This is a genomic window from Cohnella lupini, from assembly GCF_003386205.1.
Classification (GTDB): domain Bacteria; phylum Bacillota; class Bacilli; order Paenibacillales; family Paenibacillaceae; genus Cohnella; species Cohnella lupini.
This window is the reverse complement of record NZ_QRDY01000001.1, coordinates 427,301-441,482: the sequence shown is the minus strand read 5'-3', so window position 1 is coordinate 441,482 and position 14,182 is coordinate 427,301. Positions and strand designations below refer to the sequence as shown.

11 protein-coding genes are annotated in these 14,182 nt (G+C 54.6%); all 11 read right to left on the bottom strand.

Translation table 11 applies throughout. The annotated features are described in order from the left end of the window. Positions 1–47 precede the first annotated feature (47 nt). Positions 48–2,543 carry a primosomal protein N' gene (gene priA / locus DFP95_RS02015; RefSeq protein WP_115990875.1) on the bottom strand — a complete coding sequence of 832 codons (2,496 nt, stop codon included), beginning with the start codon at positions 2,541–2,543 and terminating at the stop codon, positions 48–50. Next, positions 2,540–3,799, bottom strand: a complete 1,260-nt coding sequence (gene coaBC, locus DFP95_RS02010; RefSeq protein WP_115990874.1) for a bifunctional phosphopantothenoylcysteine decarboxylase/phosphopantothenate--cysteine ligase CoaBC — start codon at positions 3,797–3,799, stop codon at positions 2,540–2,542. The genes priA and coaBC overlap by 4 nt, the downstream gene beginning before the upstream one ends. 110 nt (positions 3,800–3,909) lie before the next feature. Beyond that, entirely contained in the window at positions 3,910–4,128 is a 219-nt protein-coding gene (rpoZ, locus tag DFP95_RS02005) for a DNA-directed RNA polymerase subunit omega (protein ID WP_115990873.1), read from the bottom strand. Between the two features lie 13 nt (positions 4,129–4,141). Then, positions 4,142–4,768 carry a guanylate kinase gene (gene gmk, locus DFP95_RS02000; RefSeq protein WP_115991338.1) on the bottom strand — a complete coding sequence of 209 codons (627 nt, stop codon included), beginning with the start codon at positions 4,766–4,768 and terminating at the stop codon, positions 4,142–4,144. 13 nt (positions 4,769–4,781) lie between these two features. Next, on the bottom strand, positions 4,782–5,042 hold the full coding sequence (gene remA, locus DFP95_RS01995; RefSeq protein WP_027084220.1) for an extracellular matrix/biofilm regulator RemA: 261 nt from the start codon (positions 5,040–5,042) through the stop codon (positions 4,782–4,784). 190 nt (positions 5,043–5,232) lie between these two features. After that, positions 5,233–7,116, bottom strand: coding sequence for a bifunctional homocysteine S-methyltransferase/methylenetetrahydrofolate reductase (locus tag DFP95_RS01990; protein WP_115990872.1), 1,884 nt, complete (start codon positions 7,114–7,116; stop codon positions 5,233–5,235). Positions 7,117–7,253: 137 nt separating this feature from the next. After that, on the bottom strand, positions 7,254–8,465 hold the full coding sequence (locus DFP95_RS01985) for an MFS transporter (RefSeq protein ID WP_115990871.1): 1,212 nt from the start codon (positions 8,463–8,465) through the stop codon (positions 7,254–7,256). A 68-nt stretch (positions 8,466–8,533) separates the two neighbouring features. Then, positions 8,534–8,815, bottom strand: a complete 282-nt coding sequence (locus DFP95_RS01980) for an ArsR/SmtB family transcription factor (RefSeq protein ID WP_115990870.1) — start codon at positions 8,813–8,815, stop codon at positions 8,534–8,536. Positions 8,816–8,963: 148 nt separating this feature from the next. Further along, positions 8,964–9,797, bottom strand: coding sequence for a diaminopimelate epimerase (dapF, locus tag DFP95_RS01975; protein ID WP_115990869.1), 834 nt, complete (start codon positions 9,795–9,797; stop codon positions 8,964–8,966). Positions 9,798–9,926: 129 nt separating this feature from the next. Beyond that, a complete protein-coding gene (gene purT / locus DFP95_RS01970; RefSeq protein WP_115990868.1) occupies positions 9,927–11,087 on the bottom strand; it encodes a phosphoribosylglycinamide formyltransferase 2 in 1,161 nt (386 codons plus the stop codon). Between the two features lie 163 nt (positions 11,088–11,250). Continuing rightward, positions 11,251–14,064 carry a calcium-translocating P-type ATPase, SERCA-type gene (locus tag DFP95_RS01965; RefSeq protein ID WP_181907216.1) on the bottom strand — a complete coding sequence of 938 codons (2,814 nt, stop codon included), beginning with the start codon at positions 14,062–14,064 and terminating at the stop codon, positions 11,251–11,253. Positions 14,065–14,182: the final 118 nt, after the last annotated feature.

Below are 14,182 nucleotides of genomic sequence, written 5' to 3'. Positions count from 1 at the left end.
TTTTGATCACGAGGCTTTCGATTCTTGCTGAATATGATCGTATGAGATCAGAGCATCATCTGCGGATCCACGTCGACGCTGATTTGCACGCCGCTCCGCTTGACCGCGTCTCCCATTTCTTCTAGCACTTTGGAGGTCAACGAGCTTGCGTCTACTTCTCCTCGATATTTTACCATACATTGAAAACGGTAGCGATCCTTCAACCGGGCTATCGGAGAAGAAACCGGCCCCAGTATTTCCAATGCCGCCAACCCTCCCGCGTCAAAGTCTTTGCGAATGCCCAGCGAAGCCGCCAGCTCGCGCATGCCGATCGCGAATCTTTCGCCGATCGATAACAGCATCGGCACCGATTCGTGGGAGAACGTGACGGATATGAGCCGTCCGTAAGGCGGGTAGCCTAACTGCTTGCGCAGGATAAGCGCCCTCTCCACGAAACCATTGTAATCATGACCCTGAACGGATGTGATCGATTCATGTTCGGGATCGTAGGTTTGAATGATTACCTCGCCGGGTAGCTCGTGTCTGCCCGCCCTTCCTGCCACCTGCGTCAACAGCTGGAACGTTCGCTCGGAAGCCCGGAAATCCGGCAATCGGAGCGCCGCATCCGCCGCCAATACGCCAACCAACGTCACGTATGGAAAATCTAAACCCTTGGCGACCATCTGAGTGCCTAGAAGCACGTCCGCCCGGCGTTCGCGAAATTCGGTCAGCCATTTCTCGTGGGAACCCTTCTCGGTCGTCGTGTCGACATCCATCCGAATGACCCGGATTCCCGGGAACGTCTCGGCCAACGATTCCTCGACCTTCTGCGTTCCCGTACCGAAGAAGCGAATATGGGGGCTTTCGCAGCTTGGGCAAGTTTTCGGCTCGATTTCGGAATAGCCGCAATAATGGCATCGAAGATTTTGCGAGCCGCGATGATAGGTAAGCGAGATTTCGCAATGCGGACACGCCGCCGTATAGCCGCATGAACGGCACATGACGAACGTGGCGTATCCTCTCCTGTTAAGGAGCAGCACTATCTGTTCCTTTTTGGCTAGCCGATCCCGGATCGCGTCGGCCAGCGGCCTGCTGAACATGGCGCGGTTGCCGAGTTTGAGTTCTTCCCGCATATCGACTATTTCGACGCCGGGCAGCGGTCGGTTAGCCACCCTCTCCGGAAGCGCGATATATTTCATCCCCGCCAGAGCCGTCTCGGAGCCATCGTACTTGGCCGCTTCATACGTCTCCAAAGCCGGCGTCGCCGAACCGAGCACGACGACGGCCCCATGCAGACGGGCGCGCTCGACGGCGACGTCCCTTGCATGATACTTCGGGCTTTCTTCCTGTTTATACGAAGTCTCGTGTTCTTCATCGATTACGATAAGCCCGATGCTAGAGAATGGAGCGAAAATAGCAGACCGGGCGCCTACGGCGACCTGCGCCCTGCCCTCCCTGATTTTTCGCCACTCGTCATATCGTTCCCCTTGGGACAAACGGCTGTGCAAGACGGCCACCCTTGCACCGAAACGACTTTTAAATCTCTCTACCATTTGAGGGGTCAAGGCGATTTCCGGAACGAGCACGATAGCTTCGCGTCCGAATTCCAGGCATCTCTGAATAGCCTGTAAGTACACTTCCGTTTTGCCGCTGCCGGTGACGCCGTGAAGAAGGAACGTCTCGCAACGTCCGGCATCGAGCGCGGACTGAATCGGCGCTAAAGCTATCGTTTGCTTCGGAGTTAGAACCATTGGCAATGACGCGGGGAACTCCCGATTGGCGTAAGGATCGCGATCCTCCGTTACCGCACGAATTTCGATCAACCCGCGGTCGGCCAAGGAACGAATCGTGGACGAAGTCGTCGACAAGACTTCCGTCAATTTCAGAACCGCGATCGGCTCGTTATTTTCCGCTAAATACCTCAATGCTTCCCGTTGTTTGTTCGCTCTTGCCGGAATTCCTTCCAACCCCTCCAGTAAGGCGGCCGGTTCTTCCGGGAAAACCGTCTGGACCGTCTTTACGGATAACTGGTCTTCGATTCTTTGCCGCTCTTCCAGCCGGCCTTGCCTTAACCATCGCTTAAGAAGCGGCCCTTGCTCCGGGTACTGCTGTAGCAACCCGGTCAACTTAAGCGGCTTCCCTTTCTTGAGCGCAAGCAAGAGACCGCCACTTTGGGCGGTCTCTTCCTCGGACCAATCCGCTCCGGCGGCCGGAAACACATACTTCTCCGAACGTCCCTTAAGCGCGGCGGGAAGCATCGCTTGAAGCGCTACGGTCAAAGGACACAACCATCTCTTGCTGATCCATTCCCCCAACTCGACGAGCTCCGCGGATAACGGGGGAATCGCGTCGAGCAGATCTTCGATCGGCTTCATTTTGGAGTATTCCACTTCCGCGTCTTCCGCCAGTCCGGTTACGATCCCTTGCAGCTTTCGCGGACCGAAAGGAACGGCCACGCGGCTGCCTACCTCGACCCAGCCCTTCAATCGGTCCGGAATTAAGTAGTCGAACGTGCGGTCCGTATCCCGGCTCGGCACGTCCACAATCACCCTTGCAACCGTCATCTTTCCGATTCCTTCCCGTCGCCCGCGGATTTCGCCGCGTTCATGCCGGACTGCGCCAACTCCCACAGCCGTTCGGCAACGGCTCTTTTCGTCATTTGCGGAATTCGCTCGATCAACCCAAGCGCTCCGTATACGTTGACGATATTGGTTTCAGTCCCGAAGCCCGCTCCCGACTCAGTAACATCGTTAGCAACGATCAGATCGCATTTTTTGCGAATCAGCTTGTCTATCGCGTTCTTCTCCAAGTCGGTCGTCTCCGCGGCAAAACCGATCACGTACGGCTTGTCCCTGCCGGCCGCTTCGGACTTCCACTCCCCGATGGCCTGCAAGATATCCGGATTGCGCACGAGCTCCAGCGTTAGCGATTCATTCGATTTTTTCATTTTATGCGCTGCCCTGTGCAAAGGACGATAATCGGCTACGGCGGCGGCTTTCACGACGACATCCGTATTCGGAAGGCGTTTCATCACCGCGTCGTGCATTTCCATGGCGGAGTCCACTTTAACGACCCGAACGCCGTTCGGCGGTGCCGCGTCCGTCCTGCCGCATATTAAAGTCACTTCCGCTCCGCGATCTCTAGCAGATTCCGCTATGGCGAAGCCCATTTTCCCCGAGGAATCGTTCGTGATATAGCGAACGGGATCAATTCTCTCCACCGTACCGCCAGCGGTAACGAGAACTCTCTTGCCTGCCAGCGGCTTTTCCCCGATTAACATCTTCACGACGGCATCGACGATTTCGTCCGGCTCTGCCAGCCGCCCTTTGCCGACGTAGCCGCACGCCAATTGACCCGTACCGGGTTCTACGAACGTGACTCCCCGCGATGCGAGCTTGTTCACGTTCTCGATAACGGCGGGATGCTCCCACATATGAACGTTCATGGCCGGAGCAACGAGCAAGGGAGCCGTCGTCGCCAGCATCGTCGTGCTTAGCATATCGTCCGCTAATCCGTTTGCCAGCTTGGACAATATATTCGCCGTCGCAGGAGCGATGACCGCAAGATCGGCGGCGTCCGCCAAGTCGATATGCTGTACCCCGGCGGCTTCGCGTTCGTCGAAAACGTCGGTAGCGACGGGATTGCGCGTGAGAACCTGCAAAGTAAGCGGAGGTATGAACTTCGTGGCGCCTTCCGTCATGATTACCTTAACGGTGGCTCCGAGGCCAACTAACCGGCTGCACAACGTAGCCGCTTTATACGCGGCAATCCCGCCCGTCACGCCTAATAATATGGTTTTGCCCGAAAGCGGTTTGTTCATGGTTACCCTCCTGGAGGAAATTCAAAAAGTCATGCTTCGATCACGATAACTAGAAAAAAAACAACCGCATGGGTTGTCCCTTCCTTCCGTTCGTATCCAGTTACGTAATCTTAGTCTCTATTCAACGTGTTCGTCTTCAGGTGCTCGACTTTGATCGCTTCGTGATAAATCTCTTCCAAAGCGACTCCGACGTATTTGTGGGACTTCGGCGCTGCAAGATTGCACATGACGCCTTCGCGCAATCCGCGGGCTCTCTTCGAAGCAGCCACGACGAGCGTGTATTTGCTGTCTACTTTCTTGACCAATTCATCGATGGATGGATATAACATAGTTTCACCTCTTTCAGATGTTATCGGCCGTATTCGCGACTTCCAGCTGCTGGAACAGCTCGCCTAGAAATCTTTCGCGTTTGCAGTGCTCCGCGGTGATGATAGAGTCGATTCGGTTGCAAGCCAATTCTATCTCGTCGTTCACTACCGCGTAGTCGTAATGGTGGAGCAAATTCATCTCTTCCACGGCTACCGAAAGCCGATGGTCGATCGTCGCCTGGGATTCCGTCCCCCTGCCGACGATTCTTTGCTTTAATTCATTAAGGGAAGGCGGCATCAGGAAAATAAACACGCCCTCGGCGAACTTCTCCCTAACCTTCAACGCACCTTGAACTTCGATCTCTAATATGATGTCTTTGCCTTCCGATAACGTCTTCTCCACGAAATCCCGCGGCGTACCGTAATAGTTGCCTACGTACTCCGCATGCTCGAGTAGAGCGTCCGTCTCTATCATATGCCGAAATTGATCGCGCGATTTGAAAAAATAATTAACCCCGTCCTGCTCGCCTTCGCGGGGAGCGCGGGTCGTCGCCGAAACGGAATAGATCAGTTCCGGAAGCTTGCGGCGCAGTGCGGCGCATACGGTACCTTTGCCGACTCCGGAAGGACCGGATAATACGAATAAAATACCTCTGCTCATGGTGCTCCCCAATTCATTCATCGTGTTCGTCGTCTTTGGTAGACAACCTGTGAGCGACCGTTTCCGGTTGTACCGCCGATAATATAACGTGATCGCTGTCCGTGATGATAACGGCACGGGTGCGTCGTCCGTAGGTCGCGTCGATCAACATATGCCGGTCGCGCGCCTCCTGAATAATCCGTTTTATCGGAGCCGATTCCGGACTGACAATGGAAATAATCCGATTCGCTGAAACGATATTGCCAAATCCGATATTAATCAGCTTGATCGCCATGATTAGCACTTTCCCTCCGGTCATTCCTGCCTAACAGCACCAGGGCCGGCAACCGAACTACGCTTCCATTGTTGCCGAAAGCCGATCGCCGCATACTGCAGGCTTGAAAATGCCTATTGTGTTCGTCTTTCGATATATTGTTGTTTTATTGTACTGCAAATCCCCATGGGGGACAAGAGGACCAAGCATGTTACTTACTCGAAGTTAAACTCCCGCTTCGTTCTCTTACGTATTCCGTTAACGAAACGGTCATCTCGTACGCCATGAACGGAGTCATTAAATAGATTCCGTTAAAATGAGCCATCGCGACGTCCAGTAGCTCTTCCGCGATCTTGACGCCCTCCGCGCGACCGGCAGGCCCTTCCAATCCGCTCATCCGTTGGCGGACGGAATCGGAAAGCTGAATGCCCGGCACCTCGTTGTGGAGATATTCCGCGTTCCGCCCGCTGGCGAGCGGGAATATGCCGAGGAAAATCGGGACGTTCAAGTGTTTCGTCATCTCCGCGATCCGCTCGATCAGCTCGGGGTCGTACACGGGCTGCGTCATGATGTAGTCGGCGCCGGCCGATATTTTGCGTTCCAACCTCTGAACCGCCTTGTCCAAATGCTTAACGTTGGGATTAAAGGCCGCTCCGACGATGAAATTCGCTTTCTGCTTCAGCGGTTTGCCGGAGAAGGCGATCCCTTCGTTCAACTGTTTGATCATGCGTATGATTTCGAATGAAGTTAAATCGTAAACGGAGCTGGACCCGGGCAGATCCCCGAATTTGGCCGGATCGCCCGTAACGGCGAGCACGTGATCGATTCCGAGCGCGTCGAAGCCCATCATATGGGATTGGGTACCGATCAGATTACGATCCCGGCAAGCGATATGCACCAGCGGTTTAATTCCTATCCGCTCGTTCAACAAGGCGGCCAGCGCCATATTGCTCATTCTGGTAACGGCGAGCGAGTTGTCCGCCATCGTAAGCGCATCCGCTTTGGCATCCTTCAACGCTTGCGCACCGGCCATGAATTTGGCGATATCCAAATCCCGCGGAGGATCCAATTCGACGATGACCGTATGACGTTCCCTTACGAGATCGACGATGCTAGGCTCGACGGCCTGCGGCGGGGAATCGTTCAAGTCGGCAATCGCCGCGGAGCCGACGATCTCGATCGCCGGCGCGGACGGCGCGGCAAACGATGCATCCGGCAGCGCTTGCGGAGTGTAGCTTTGCAGTGCCGATGCGATCGCGGCAATATGTTCCGGCGTCGTTCCGCAACAGCCTCCGATCAAGCGCGCTCCCGCATTAGCGAATTTAATGGCGGACGAAGCGAAATATTCCGGAGTCGCCGAGTAGATGACTTGGCCATCGACGTAATCCGGTATTCCCGCATTCGGGAACACGCTAAGCGGCACGCCTAAATCTCTCGGAATCGTTTCCAACGCCCGCAGGATTCCGTTAGGACCGCTTCGGCAATTAAATCCGATGACGTCGGCTCCTTCGCCCTTCAACCGACGGAAGGCTTCGGGCAACGGAGTTCCGTCATGGGTTCTTTCGGCGTCTTCGACGGCGAATTGGCAGATGACGCTAATATCGCTCTTCTTGCGAATAATCGATAGCGCCAACGATAGCTCTTCCAAGTCGAAGAACGTTTCCAATAACAAGCCGTCCACGCCCGCAGCCAGCAATGCGCCGACCTGCTCCTCGAAGTCCCGTTTTACGACAGCCGTCCTGACGTTCTTGCCCGCCCCGCCCCGTACGGCTCCTATCGAGCCGACTACGTAAGCCTCAAGACCAACGGCTCTGCGCGCGATCGCAACGCCGGCTGCGTTAATTTCCTCGGTTTTCTTCTCCAAACCGTATCTGGATAATTTATTATGCTGGGCCGAATACGTATTCGTCTCGATAATCTCCGCTCCGGCAGCCGCGTAACGTCTGTGAACGTCAGCGATGACGTCGGGCTTGAGCAAATTGAACTCCTCGAACGAAACTCCGACGGGCAGCCCGAGTTGATATAAATAAGTAGCCATCGCACCGTCGCCGACCCGGGGCTTAAGAGCTAGCGCCGTGCGCAAGTCCGGTTTCATGAAGCTTCCCCATCCATTCCATCGATAAAGTATTATAATTAGGTAATAAACTTGATCTATAATGTAGCACAAATTCATCAAGGGGAAAATGGAAAAAACCGATCGAAATCGATCGGTTTTCCCGGATATCGTTCAGGTTAGGCTGAAGTGGCTTTCGATTCAACCGAAGCCAGACTTAATTTTTCTTCGATATTCTTCGTTTCGTTTCTGGAGTACGCGAACGTCCATGCCGATAGAACGACCGCAACGGCTACGCCCGCCGCGCCAAGCCAACCGACCGCCGACAGCGAGATGCCGCTTACCACGATGCCTCCGACACCCGCTCCCGCAGCCATTGCCAACTGGAGCACGGAAGTGTTCAAGCTCAGCATAATGCCCGATGCTTCCGGGGACAACGTGATTAGGTAGTATTGCTGAGTTGGCGCGGACGACCAGGCGAAGAGTGCCCATAACATAAGCAAAGGAAACATAAGATACGCGGATTGAGAGAAAGCCGCAAGCAGGAACAGCACTCCGGAATGAAGCAGCATCCCGCCGATTAGAGTTTTCGGTACGCCCCATTTATCCGTGCTGACGCCCCCAAGCTTAGAACCGATTAGACTCGCTACCCCGAAAGCGAACAAGCCTATGCTGACCGCCTTCTCGCTCATGCCCGTTATCGTTAGAAGGTATGGGGATATATACGTATAAACGATGGAATATCCGAATATCCAGAAAAACGTAATCGATAAAGCTATGGCGATTTTCGGATTGCGCAGCATAGTCAATTGCGTGCGTACCGGAACGGGAGCTTCCCCCTCGGACTTTGGAATCGTGCGCAGAATAGCTACCATCGCAAGCAGACCAAGTATCCCGATCCCCGCGAAAATGATCTTCCAATCATACGCGGCCGCTATGACTCTCCCCAACGGAACGCCAACGATCAACGAGGTACTGAAGCCCATCACCAACGTGGCGATGGCGCTGCCTTGTTTCCCTGGTTGCGCCAATTTAGCCGCAACGGTTAACGCGACGACCACGAACAATCCCGTGCTTAAAGCCAAGATTATTCTTGAACCCATTAAAGAAAGATAACCGGTAGACGTTACGGCGACGACATTCCCCACGAAGAATATGGAAAGCGCCGAAAGCATCAGCTTTCTCCGCTCCACGCGCGCCGTTAAAGCCATCAGAATCGGAGTTCCAAAAGCGTAGGCAAGCGAGAAAACGGTAATCAACTGTCCCGCGGCCGCTACCGATACCCCCATATCGCCGGCAACCATGTCTAATATCCCCGCGATTATATTTTCCGATGTTCCGACCAGAAAGCTGACGATTGCCAGCATGTAAATTTTCCATGAATTCGGCATACATAATGCTCCCTTCCACTCCACTTATTTTTATACTTCTAAAAATATCGAAATATAAAGAAAAAAATTTACGCCAGCAAATAAGGCGCGAACTTCTTAGCCATATCCCGGTTGACGCTATAGTAAATATACGTGCCGTCCTTGCGGAGGGTCAGCAATCCGCAATCGGTGAGTTGCTTAAGATGGTGCGACAGCGTCGAGCCGGCTACGGATTCGAGCTTGCTTCCTATGTCGGAGCAGCACAAATTTTTCTCTTCGGTAAGTAACAGGGCTATCTTCAATCTTGTCGGCTCGCCCAGCGCTTTATATACCTTAACCGCTTGCTGGACTTCCGCGTTGTCTTCCGCCATCTTCATCACCTCGACGGTTTCGATTATATTTCTATAAGTATCGAAATAAAGAATAGCACGGCAAATGCGTAAAGTAAAGCCCGATCGCGTGGAAATACACGGCAATCGGGCAAATGATTAGTACGACAAGCAGTACTGACTTACTTTATTAAACTAATTTCCCTGTAAACACGAAAGCTGCGGGTCCCGTCATGTAGATTCGGTCGTTGTCTTCGTTCCAGTCGATCAGCAGGTCTCCCCCTGCTAACGATATCGTAGCTTTGCGGTCCGTCAGCCCGTTCAGAACGGAAGACACCAACGTTGCGCAAGCGCCGGTTCCGCAAGCCAGCGTAGGTCCCGCACCGCGTTCCCACACGCGCATGTCCACTTGGTTGCGGGAATTGACCTTGGCGAATTCGACGTTGATCTTGCGAGGAAACAAAGGATGCTTCTCCAGCTTCGGTCCCCATGTCGCCAGGTCGAAATTAGCCGCATCGTCTACGTAGATGACGCAATGCGGATTGCCCATAGATACGGCCGTGAAGGAAAACTCGCGCCCGTCGACCGTAACCGAATGTCCGATGACCGGATTCGCGTCGATCGTCGTCGGAACGTCCAGTCCGTTTAAGATAGGACGTCCCATGTCTACGGTGACTTGAGCGACTTTTCCCTGCTCCGTCGTCAATTGCACGGGCTGTACGCCTGCGCCCAACGTCTCGATGGTCAGATCCGTTTTGCTCGTCAAACCGTTATCGTATACGTATTTGGCGACGCAACGAATCGCGTTTCCGCATTGTTCCGCTTCCGACCCGTCGGAGTTGATGATTCTCATCTTGAAATCGGCATTGTCGGACGGCAATATATAGACTAGTCCGTCGGCCCCGATTCCGAAGAAACGATTGCATAGCTGTATGGCTAAATCCGCGACGTTATCCGGTAGCTTTTGTTCCCCGGCAACGACGATGAAGTCGTTTCCTAATCCGTGCATTTTCGTAAATTCCATGATCTTGAACCCTCCCGCGATTGAATGCCCGTCTTCTACTCCCGACTACCTTAATCATAGCGGTCAATTCCTCGAATGAGCATACAACAATCATCCGTTTTTTTGCACTTTTCCAACTATCGGCGACGATTATTCGCCTTGAATGCTAAGGTGCTTTAACGCTTGCGAAGCTCTCTCCCGGGCTTCCTCCACGGAGCTTCCGGTTGACAGAGCGACCGCCATTCGGCGACCTACTTTCGTAACCGGCTTGCCGAACACGCGTAATTGCGTCTGCGGAACGGACAATGCTTTCTCTAAACCATCAATCCTGTAGTCTCCAAGCTCGTTCTCTGCTTTAAGCGGTCGGCTTGCCCCGGGAGCCGTCACGTAAATTTCCGGAATCGGGTAGCCGAGTATCGCCCTAACATGTAGCGCGAACTCGGACAGGTTCTGGCTCGCAAGCGTAACGAGACCCGTATCGTGAGGACGCGGGGAAACCTCGCTGAAATATACTTTATCTTGGGCAAGGAATAACTCGACTCCGAAAATCCCGGTGCCGCCGAGCGCATCCGTAATGACTCCCGCGATCCTTTTCGCCTCGGCGAGTTGATGCTCCGTCATCTCATGGGGCTGCCAAGATTCGATGTAATCCCCGTCCTTCTGAATATGTCCGATCGGCGGACAAAATAACGTTCCGCTCGCGGAACGAACCGTCAGCAGCGTGATTTCCGATTCGAATGTGATGAACGCCTCCACGATGACTCTCGTCTGTTGAACTCGCCCGCCTTCCATCGCGATCGTCCAGCAACGATCCAAGTCCTCCTCGGACCTGCATACGCTCTGTCCTTTGCCCGACGAACTCATCAGCGGCTTGACGACGCACGGAAAGCCCATTTCCCTCGCCGCTTGAGCGAATTGTTCGTAGTTATCCGCGAACCGATAATCGGCGGTTGGCAAACCCAACGTTTCAGACGCCAGGCGTCGAATTCCTTCTCGGTCCATCGTGAGCTGCGCCGCCCTGGCCGTAGGAATGACGCGGTGGCCCTCCTCCTCCAGCTTCACGAGCTCGGCGGTGGCGATCGCCTCGATCTCCGGAACGATCAGATCCGGTTTCTCCCGCTCCACGACTTCGCGAAGAGCTTGGCGATCCAGCATGTCGATCACATAGCTGCGGTGGGCGACTTGCATCGCAGGCGCGTGGTCGTAACGGTCGACCGCTATCGTTTCCAGTCCTAGTCGCTGAGCTTCGATAATGACTTCTTTTCCTAGCTCCCCTGAACCGAGCAGCATTAATTTCTTGCCTATGTACATGTCATGATTCCTCCAGAGATGCTTATTCGATACCGTCCATTATACACGAAGTCGCGTTTCTCGCCATCGAGTAACGACCGGGCTTACCGTTGAACGCAAAAAACTGCCGTTCGCGGAATCGAGCTCCGCAAACGGCAGTCGTGGGTCAAAAGTTCACTCGCGTTTATCTAACTGCGCTCGGCGGAGAAGAGCTCCCGCCATAATTGATCTTGCGGCCTTTCTTCTGTTTCGAGGTCCCTAACACGCTTCCGATTCCCATCGCGAAGGTTGGAATACCGGCTGCGACGAGGACAAGCACCCAATCGCGCAGATCCAGCGGCACGGTCTTGAACACCGGTTGCAACGGCTCCACGTAGAGCACGGCGAGCATCAACAGCAGCGACGACAGCACGGCCAATACGAGAAATTTATTCTCGAGCAGCTTCCGGTGGAAGATCGAGCGGGAGCTGCGGCAATCGAATACGTGAATGAGCTGAGCCATGACCAACGTCGCGAAAGCTACCGTTTGCGCGTGGATGAGCTGATCGGAATGTCCTGCCCTTTCATTAAGAGCAAGGACGAACGCGCCCAACGTGCAGACGCCGATCAGTATTCCGCGGCTGATGATTTTCCAGCCGAGACGTCGGGCGAAAATGTTTTCCTTTGCCGAACGCGGCTTATGCTGCATGAGATCGCTCTCCGCTTGATCGACGCCGAGCGCCATCGCCGGCAAACCGTCGGTGACGAGATTTACCCATAGAATCTGAATCGGAACGAGAGGCAGAGGCAATCCCGCCATCATCGCCATGAACATCGTCATGATCTCCCCGACGTTGGAAGCAAGCAGATATCGAATAAATTTACGGATGTTCTCGTAAATGCCTCTGCCCTCTTCGACGGCGGCAACGATGCTGGAGAAATTATCGTCGGCGAGCACGAGCGCGGACGCTTCCTTCGTGACGTCCGTTCCGGAAATGCCCATCGCGATTCCGATATCCGCGGCTTTAACGGCGGGAGCGTCGTTCACCCCGTCGCCGGTCATCGCCACGACATGTCCTCTTCGTTGCAAGGCTTGGACGATTCTCAGCTTATGCTCGGGAGACACGCGGGCATAGACGTTCACGTCGTCGGCGATTTTCTCCAGCTCGTCGTCGTTCATAACGGACAGCTCCGCGCCCGTCACCACTCGACCTTCCCTGCCCATGATGCCCAACGTCTTCGCGATCGCTTCCGCGGTCGTTCCGTGGTCGCCCGTGATCATGACGGTTTTGATGCCTGCCTGCTTGCATTTGTAGATCGCTTCCTTAACCTCTTTGCGCGGCGGATCCATCATGCCGGTCAACCCGACGAAGATCAATCCGTTCTCCGCTTGCTCGCTGCTGTTGCACTCGTCCTGGGTCTTTACTTCGCGGAACGCCAATCCGAGGACGCGCAGGGATTCCTTGGCCATGGCTTCGTTAGCCGTAATGACCTTTTGCTTTAACGTGCCCGTGAAAGGAACGACCTGATCCCCCCATAGAACATAGGAGCACTGCCCTACGAGCAAGTCCGGCGCCCCCTTGGTGCAAATCAGCTTGCCGCCTTGGTGCGAGACGAGAACGGACATTCTTTTCCGTTCCGAATCGAAAGGGAACTCCTTAACCCGCGTATACAAGGTTTGCAGCGTGGATTTTGCCAGGCCCGTCTTGGCTGCAAGAACGAGAAGCGCGCCTTCGGTGGGGTCGCCTTTGATCTTCCACTCCGATAGCTCTCCGGCCGTCGGCTCGCCTTTGGCGGATTTGCGTTTCTTCGGATCCTCGGCGCTCTCTTGCTGGGACAGATCCGAATTGTTGCACAAGGCCGCGATCTGGGTTAACCTGCGCAGCGAGGCATCGCCTTTCACGTCGATTCCTTTGCCTGCTTCCCTCAACGTTCCGACCGGCTCGTAACCCTCGCCCGTTACTTCTATCGTTCTTCCTCCGAGCCATAGCTGGGTCACCGTCATTTTATTTTGCGTTAGCGTGCCGGTTTTGTCCGAGCAGATAACCGAGGCGCATCCGAGCGTCTCGACGGATGGAAGCTTGCGAACGATGGCTCTTCGCTTGATCATGCGCTGGACGCCGAGCGCAAGCGCGATCGTCACGATTGCAGGGAGTCCTTCAGGAATCGCGGCAACGGCCAAGCTGACCCCGGCCAGGAACATGTCGTACATGGGTTGTCCGTGAAGAATGCCCGCAAGCACGACCACGACGGTCAAAATGATCGCGACGACGATCAATATTTTGCCTAATTGCTCCAGACGGTGCTGAAGCGGCGTATCGGCTTCTTCCGTCTGCTGGATCAGGTCCGCGATTTTTCCCATTTCCGTGTTCATGCCCGTCACCGTTACGATGCCTTTTGCCGTCCCCCGGGTCACCATCGTGCCCAGATAACCGCAGTTTTTCCGATCCCCGAGCGGAAGATCGTTCGCCGCTATGCTAACCGCTTCCTTGACGACCGGAACGGACTCGCCAGTTAACGCCGCTTCGTCGACCGAACACTCGTTGCATTCGATGAATCTCAAATCCGCCGGAACCCGGTCGCCGCTCTCCAAGAACACGATATCGCCGGCAACGAGCTCGCGCGCGGCTATTTGCTGGTACTCTCCTCCGCGGATGACTTTGGCCGATGGAGCGGATAACTCCTTCAGGGCTCTAAGCGAGCGTTCCGCCCTGTATTCCTGATAGAAGCCCAGTATTCCGTTGATCAGAATAATCGCGACGATCGTCAGGGCATCAAGCATCTCCCCCAGCAAGCCTGAGATCACCGTAGCTCCCAACAGGACCAGCACCATGAAATCCTTGAATTGGTTCAGCAACAGCTTGAGCGGAGACTCTCCCCGCTTCTCCGCAAGCTCGTTGGGACCTAGAGATTGCAAGCGGTTGGATGCTTCCTCCGCCGATAGCCCCGCTTTGAAATCGGAGTCAAGTACCGTGAGTAATTGTTCCTCGTTAAGCTGATGCCATGCCTTTCCTTCCACGATGGTCATCCCCTTCCGTCTTATCCGCGTTTATGACCTATGTGTATTCAGACAAGCTCGGAAATATCCCCCGGGTTAACCGGAACGGTTGCCTCCGCTTTCCCTTTGCGGCAATGTA